7 protein-coding genes are annotated in these 7,013 nt (G+C 70.4%); 2 read left to right on the plus strand and 5 right to left on the minus strand.

The genetic code is table 11. The annotated features are described in order from the left end of the window. From HW577_RS17290 to HW577_RS17310, 5 genes are all read right to left on the minus strand, one after another. On the minus strand, positions 1-199 hold a 199-nt coding region (locus HW577_RS17290), incomplete at its 3' end, for a hypothetical protein (protein ID WP_419956595.1). 211 nt (positions 200-410) lie between these two features. Beyond that, entirely contained in the window at positions 411-950 is a 540-nt protein-coding gene (locus HW577_RS17295) for a hypothetical protein (protein ID WP_198377394.1), read from the minus strand. Between the two features lie 25 nt (positions 951-975). After that, positions 976-2,739, minus strand: coding sequence for a SulP family inorganic anion transporter (locus HW577_RS17300; RefSeq protein WP_198377395.1), 1,764 nt, complete (start codon positions 2,737-2,739; stop codon positions 976-978). 26 nt (positions 2,740-2,765) lie between these two features. Beyond that, positions 2,766-4,214 carry a DUF2252 domain-containing protein gene (locus tag HW577_RS17305; protein ID WP_198377396.1) on the minus strand — a complete coding sequence of 483 codons (1,449 nt, stop codon included), beginning with the start codon at positions 4,212-4,214 and terminating at the stop codon, positions 2,766-2,768. A 1-nt stretch (position 4,215) separates the two neighbouring features. After that, a complete protein-coding gene (locus HW577_RS17310) occupies positions 4,216-4,611 on the minus strand; it encodes a DUF1622 domain-containing protein (protein ID WP_198377397.1) in 396 nt (131 codons plus the stop codon). A gap of 616 nt (positions 4,612-5,227) precedes the next feature. Between HW577_RS17310 and HW577_RS17315 the strand changes: the two genes are divergently transcribed. Continuing rightward, entirely contained in the window at positions 5,228-6,085 is an 858-nt protein-coding gene (locus HW577_RS17315) for a bile acid:sodium symporter (RefSeq protein WP_198377398.1), read from the plus strand. 12 nt (positions 6,086-6,097) lie between these two features. After that, positions 6,098-7,013: DUF2254 family protein (locus tag HW577_RS17320; RefSeq protein ID WP_198377399.1), on the plus strand; the 916-nt coding region annotated here is incomplete at its 3' end.

The raw sequence follows: 7,013 nt of genomic DNA on the forward strand, positions 1-7,013 counted from the left end.
CGATCTCGAACTGCATCTTCTTGCTGCCATGGGCCATGCGTTCCGGCAGCGTGTGCAGCCGCAGGAACAGGATGCCGAAGCAGATCACGGCAACAACCAGGAAGATGCCGGTGCCCACCAGCAGCGGGTCGCTCCCGTCCGGGCCAGGCACGAACCAAGGGACGTGATGCGGTGCGGCGGGATGCTGCTCGACGCTCATGCGCAAGTCCTGTGTTCGTGCAACGCAGCGGCAGCATGGGAGCCCGCGGGGGATGGCATGAGCCCAGTCATCGGCGTCAATTCAGGAGCTCATGGGCACGCCCGCGTAAGCCACGCGCCTGCGGCGTGTCGCGGTGATGAGAGACTTTGACGTCAGGATGATGAAGCACGGCCTTATGCCCATCCCTCCATGCGCGAGCTGTGCCGGGACATCAGCCGCCGCCGCCGCGCCGCGCCGCGCTGAGCGACGCCAGCGCAGCCATGATGCTGCGGTTCTGCGGCGGCGCGGACAGTCGGCGGACGGTTTCCTCCGGTCCCAGCGGGAAGGTCGCGCGCGGCAGGGCGCGCGCAACGCCGGCGCTGTCGTTCGCGGCCAGCGCGGTCGAGGCGGCGGCGAGCCCGTTGATCACGCTCTGCGCCGGCGCGCCCGGCGGGATGCCGAGCGCGGCACGCGCCTCGTTCCGCGCGAGTTGCAACTGCGTCATCCCCGACCCGCCGATCGTGGACCAGCGCGGTGACATCGGCAGCGTCGCGGCAAGCCACTCGATCTCGGCGATGGCGCGCGCCGCCGCGGCGGGCTGGCCGGCCTGCGGGCGGCGATAGAAGGCGGCTATGTCCTGGCCCACCGTCACGGCCTCATCGACAATCCCGGGGGCGGGCGCGCTGCCCGCCGGCAGGGTGACCGGCGTGCCTGGCTGCGCGGCGCAGCCGGCGAGGACGAGAATCACGCTGACGGCGATAACACGGTGCATGGTCGTCTCCTCCTGGAACTCGTCTTCAGGCGCTGTCGCCCGGCACATCTGCGCGCCGGGGCTTCGATGGTGTGGGATCCGTCGCGGCGATCGGCGGAGATGCCGCGTCGTCGAGAACGGCCTCCAGCGTCAGATCGCGCCCGATGCCGCCGAGCAACTCCGCGACACCGTCGCGCCGCAGCAGATCGCGCACGCCGCCATGCGCGCCCGTGGCGAGGAGGCGGATGCCCTGCGCGGCGAGCGCCGCGTGCAGCTTGCGCAGCATCGCCACCGCCGGCAGGTCCATGTGCGGGGACGCCGACAGGTCGCACACCACGAGCCGAATCGAGCCCGGCGGCTCCGCGTCCAGCCGCGCGAGCACCGCCTCCATCACGGCCTCGGCGTTCACGTAGAGCACCGATCCGTCCGGGCGGAAGGCGAGCACGCCGGGGATCGGTTCGTTCTCCGGATGCCGTGCGACGTCGCCGTAGCGCGAGGTGCCGGGCACACGGCCCAGGAAGGCGACATGCGGCCGGCTCGCCCGGACCAGCATCATCAGCACCGAGGCGAGCGCGGCGAGCAGGATCCCCTGCAGGATGCCGAGCAGCAGCACGCCCGTCAGCGCAACCGCGGCGGCGGCGAAATCCACGCGACTGACACGCCACAGCCGCGCCAGTTCGCGCACATCGATCAGCCCCGCCACCGCCGTCAGCACCACCGCCGCCAGCGTCGCCTTGGGCAGGTTCGCGAGCAGGCCGGTAAGGAACAAGAGGCAGAGTGCCAGCGTCGCCGAGGCGAAGACGAGCGTCAGCGGCGTGCGCGATCCTGCCTTCTCCGCCACGGCCGATTGCGACAGCCCGCCCGCGACCGGATAGCCGTGGCCGAGGCCCGCCATCAGGTTCGCCGCCCCGATGCCGAGGAATTCCTGCCGCGGGTTCAGCGCGTAGCCGTGCTTCTCGGCGAAGCTGCGCGCGGCCGAGACGCCCTCGATGTAGGCGAGCAGCAGGCAGCCGGCGGCGAGCGGCACGATCCCCTCGACATCCGACAGCCGGAGCGAGGGCAGGCCGATCTCGGGAAGCCCCGCCGGGATGGAGCCGGTGATCACCACGCCATGGCCGGCCAAGCCGAACAGGCTCGCCGCGAGGATCGACAGCACGACCACGCCGAGCGCGACGGGCCGTCCCGGCAGCGCCCTGCCGCCCACGACCAGCAGCACGAGACCCGCCAGACCCACGCCCAGCGTGATCGCGTTGAGGTCCGGCAATTGCCGCGCCAGTAGCACGAGGCGCTCGATCACGTTCTGCCCGCCGCCCGCGACGCCGAACAGGGAAGGCAGCTGCGTCACCGCGATGGTTATGCCCGCGCCCGCCTTGAAGCCGACGAGGATGCTGTCGCTGATCAGCTTCACCAGCACGCTGAGCCGCAGCGCCCAGGAGAGCAGGCACAGCAGGGCGATGGTGAAGGCGGCGAGGCTCGCGATCTCCGCGTAGCGCGCGGCATCCCCGCCCGCCATCACGCCGACATTCGCGGCCACCATGAGCGAGATCGCCGATGTCGGCCCGATCGCGAGATGGCGGGAGGAGCCGAGCAGCGCGTAGCCAAGCCCGCCGAGCATATAGCCATAGACGCCCACCTGCGGCGGCAGCCCCGCGAGCGTCGCGTAGGCGAGCGCCACCGGCAGCGCATAGGCTGCGAGCGTGACGCCGGCGACGAGATCCCCGCCAAGCCACGCCCCGGTATAGCCGCGCAGCCAGCCAAGCGGCGGCAGCAATGCCGCGGCTGTCGATGCGGCGGTTCGCTGCGCACTCATGCCCGGCCTCCTCTCGTGATCTCCGCTCAGGCTTCCGAGCGGATCTCGATCCGTCCCGCGCGCACCGCGGCGACCATCGCCTCATGGTCGCGCTCGGCCTGGTCGGCATAGGCGGCGGCGAAATCCGCCATCGCGTCCTCGAAGGCCTCGCTCTCGCCCATATAGGCCGCCAGCAGCACCGGGTCGCCGGACCGGCAATGTGCGCGCGCCAGCGCCATGCCGGTGTACCGGGCGTAGACCTTGGTGCCGGACGGGATCGCGACCTCGATCTGCGGCTTGATCTTCACGTCGTTCAACTGCCGGACATAGAGGTTCGGATGGCCCTTGCCCGCGCCGGTCAGCCAGCCGAGGAACATGTCGCTCGCCGACTGCATCAGGCGCTGGCCGCGCACCACGCGTTCGCCCGGATGCGCGACCGGATTCGCGCCGGCATAGGGTTCCAGCACCGATCGCCGCGCCTCCTTCACCTGGAGGAACAGCGGGTCGCCATTGCCCGACATCAGCAGCACCATGGCGCAGAGCGTGCCGACGCTGCCCACGCCCACCACCTTCATCGCGACGTCGACCAGCCGGTAGCGGTCGAGCAGCATCGCGACCGAGGGCAGCACCGACTCCTTGTAGCGCCGGAAGGATTCCGCGACGTCGTCGCGGAAGTGCCGCCCGCGCTCGTCATCCACGTGGTAGATCAGGGGCGGCTGGTCGCGGATGCGCGGCTCGGGCCGGCTGCGCACGGCGAGCTTCTCGAACTCCAGCGCGTGGCTGGACGTCTCGGTCCCTTCCTTGACCTTCTTCTGCTGCTTCTTCTGCATGGCCGGGTTGCCCGCTTCCTCGAGCAACTCGTCGAGGTCGAAGCTGTCGTACCAAATGTCGAGGATGGACATCTCCGCGTAGCGCAGCATGCGCTTGCGGTAGGCGCGCGCGGCGCGCCAGGCGCATTCGCGCGTGTCGTCGAGCGAGAAGTTCCGATACCGGCCGAGCAGCACGTAGCTCGCGACGAGCCGCTTGACGTCCCATTCCCAGGGTGCGGCGGAGGTTTCGTCGAAATCGTTGATGTCGAACACGATGCGCCGCTCGGGTGTCGCGAAGCCGCCGAAATTGACCGCGTGGCAGTCGCCGCAGGCCTGCACCTGGATACCGGAGGACGGCGTGCGGGACAGGTCAGCCGCCATCACCGCTGCCGATCCGCGATAGAAGGCGAAGGGGTTCGCGAGCATGCGGCCGTAGCGGATCGGGACGAGGTGCTCGATCCGGCCCTTGCTGCTCTCGATGAGCAGATCGATCGGGTCGTGCTGGCGCATCGCCGCTCGCCAGGCGGAGTTTTCCCTCAGCGGCGCCTTCTTCGCCAGCGCGCGCCCGGCGGCCTGCCGGTCCTTGAACGGCGAGGTCTGCGGCGGGGCGGGCGGTGTTGCGGCATGCGGGGCCTTCTCCGCCTTCCCGTGCCCGGCGTGGCCCTTGCCCTTCGCGGTCTTCTTCATGTCAGTCGCGTCCTCCGTGGATGTCCATCGGGCCCGGGCGAGGCGCAGGCGGCGCCGCCTGCTCCTCCGCGAGTTCCCGCTGGAGGAAGAAGTTCAGGAAGGTGCGGATCGCGGCCACGGCCGCGAGCTTGCCGATCTGGTCCCAGTCCGGCGAGATCGCGGTGCCGACGATGTCCGCGGCGAGCTGGAACTCCAGCGCGAGCGACAGGCCGCGCGCGAGGCCCATCCGCACATCGCCCATCTCCCGGCCAAAGGCGTGGCCGACCAGCCTCACCAGCGCCAGCAGCATCGCGACCAGGATGATGGCGACGCTGACCGCCTCGATGCCGAGCTTGAGCCATGACGCCGCAGCGCTCACCGCCGCTTCGAGACCTTCGGGCAGTTCGCCGACATGCATCCGTGGCATTCCTGGAGGGTTGCGCCACCGCGGCGGACGAGTGCCGTGCTCCGGACGTCGCCCCTCCCGCGGCACCGACCGATGGCACGCCCTGCGCGGAGGATGACGGGCTCAGCGCGTCGGGTCCGCGGATCGCCGCGCGGGGGGATGTGGCAGCGGGACGAGGGCGCGGCGTGTCATGTCGATCCTCCGTGAGGAACGGCATCGGTGGCATCACGATGCACGTCCGCCTTCCTAGCACCTGCCGATGCCGCCTGATCGCGGGCGGCGGAGGGCTCGGCGTAAGTTACGGTGACATGACGCCATCCCGCTCCGCGTCCGGTGCGCGCGTGGAATAAGCGCACATCACCCGGCCTGCGCGGGGTCCTTGACGATACGGATGTCGAACCAGGTGCGCGGGATTGGCGGCGGGGGAATGGCGCACGCGTCGAGGCCGGATCGCGGCCGGCGGCTAACAGTAACGTACTGCGTTGCCGCCGATCCCGCGCCATGCTGCGTTCTGGGGCATGGACGTCGCGCGCATGGGCAGGACGATGGTTCCCGGAACGGCGACGCATGGGCATGCTCTGTCGCCCGGATCGTCGCCGGCCGGACGATCCTGAGACGGACGGACGACATGGACGCCACCCTTACCCTCGCCCTGAAGATCCTGGTGCTGGTCTTCATGGCGGGATCGCTGCTGGAGATGGGCCTCGGGCTCAGCGTGACCGAGGCGCTGAAGGGGCTGCGCGATCCGCGCTTCCTCGCCTACGCGGTGCTCTTCGCCTTCCTTCTTGGGCCGTTGCTTGCCTGGCTGCTGACGCGAATCAGCCCGCTCGATCAACCCTATGCAAGCGGCCTGCTGCTGCTCAGCCTAGCCCCCTGCGCGCCCTTCCTGCCGATGATGGTCGGGCGGGCACAGGGCGACATGGGCTACGTCCCGGCGATGCTGCTGCTCTGCGCGGTCGGCACCGTTATTCTCATGCCGATGGCCGTACCGTTGCTGGTCCCGGGCATGGCCGCGGGGGCCTGGACGATCGCACAGCCCCTGCTGCTCATGGTGCTGATCCCGCTGCTCGCCGGGCTCCTGCTGCACCGTGCCACGCCGGCCTTCGCGGCATCGTTGCGCCCCCCGGTCCGGCGCGTCGCCGGCATCGCCGCCCTGGCGCTGCTCGTCCTGTGCGTCGTGATGTACGGGCGCGGCTTCGTCAGCAGCTTCGGCAGCTTCGCGATCGGCACGATGGTCCTCTACCTGAGCGTGCTGACCGCGGCGGGCTACGGGTTGTCGCGCGGGCTCTCGCAGCCGCAGCGCAGTGTGCTCGCCCTCGGCCTGGGCACGCGGAACGTGGGCGCCGCCGTGGCGCCGCTGCTTGCCGCGTCCGATATGGACCCACGCGCGACGGTGATGGTCGTGCTCGGCGTGCCGCTGCAGATCCTGGTCAGCCTCGTGGCCGCCGCCTGGTTCGCGCGCGACGCGAAGCCGGCCTCTGCCTGAAGGATGCGCCACATGCCGGTCTGGCTCATTCCGATGGTCTACACGCTGGTCAGCCTGGTGGCCGCCACCGTCTTGCCGCGCGTCGAGCACGCGCTCGCCCCGTCCTTCGAGATCGGCATCTCCGCCGGCTCAGCGCTCGCCGTGCTGACCTCGATCGCGTCGGGGATGATGGCGCTGACGGGTATCGTCTTCTCGATCGCCTTCGTCATGCTCCAGTTCAGCGCGGTGACCTATTCGCCGCGCTTCGCCAACCGCTTCGCGCGCGACCCCGTCCTGTTCCATGCACTCGGCATCTTCTTCGCGACCTTCACCTACTCGCTCGCCGCGGCGGCCTGGGCCGACCGCGGCGGATCGGGCCGGGTCCTCACCATCTCCTCTCTCGTCGCCGTCGGGCTGCTGTTCGTCAGCCTCGTGGCCTTCGGGCTGCTGATGCGCCGGCTGGGCGACCTGCAGATCACGAACACGCTGCGCTACATCGGCGACCAGGGGCGCAAGGTCATCCGGCAGACCTTCGCGACGCTCGCGCCACATGCTGCCCGGCGCGGCGGCCCCCGGGCCGAGGAAGCGGCGCCGGTTCCAATGACGCAGATGCTCCGGCACGCAGGCCCGCCGCGCTACGTGCAGCGCTACGATATCCCGGCACTGATCGGCCTCGCGGAGGGCGTGCGCGCGCGCATCAAGGTGGAATGCGCGGTGGGCGACATGATGATGGATGGCAGCGTGATGCTGCGCGTCCTCGGCGGCAGCGGGCCGATCCCCGAGGCCGCGCTGCGGCGGGCGGTCAAGCTCGGTGCGGACCGGACCTTCGAACAGGATCCGAAATATCCGATCCGGCTGCTGGTCGACATCGCGATCAAGGCGCTGTCACCCGCCATCAACGATCCGACGACCGCGGTGCAGGCGCTCGACCAGATCGAGGACCTGCTGC

It is taken from the genome of Neoroseomonas rubea (assembly GCF_016106015.1).
Classification (GTDB): domain Bacteria; phylum Pseudomonadota; class Alphaproteobacteria; order Acetobacterales; family Acetobacteraceae; genus Neoroseomonas; species Neoroseomonas rubea.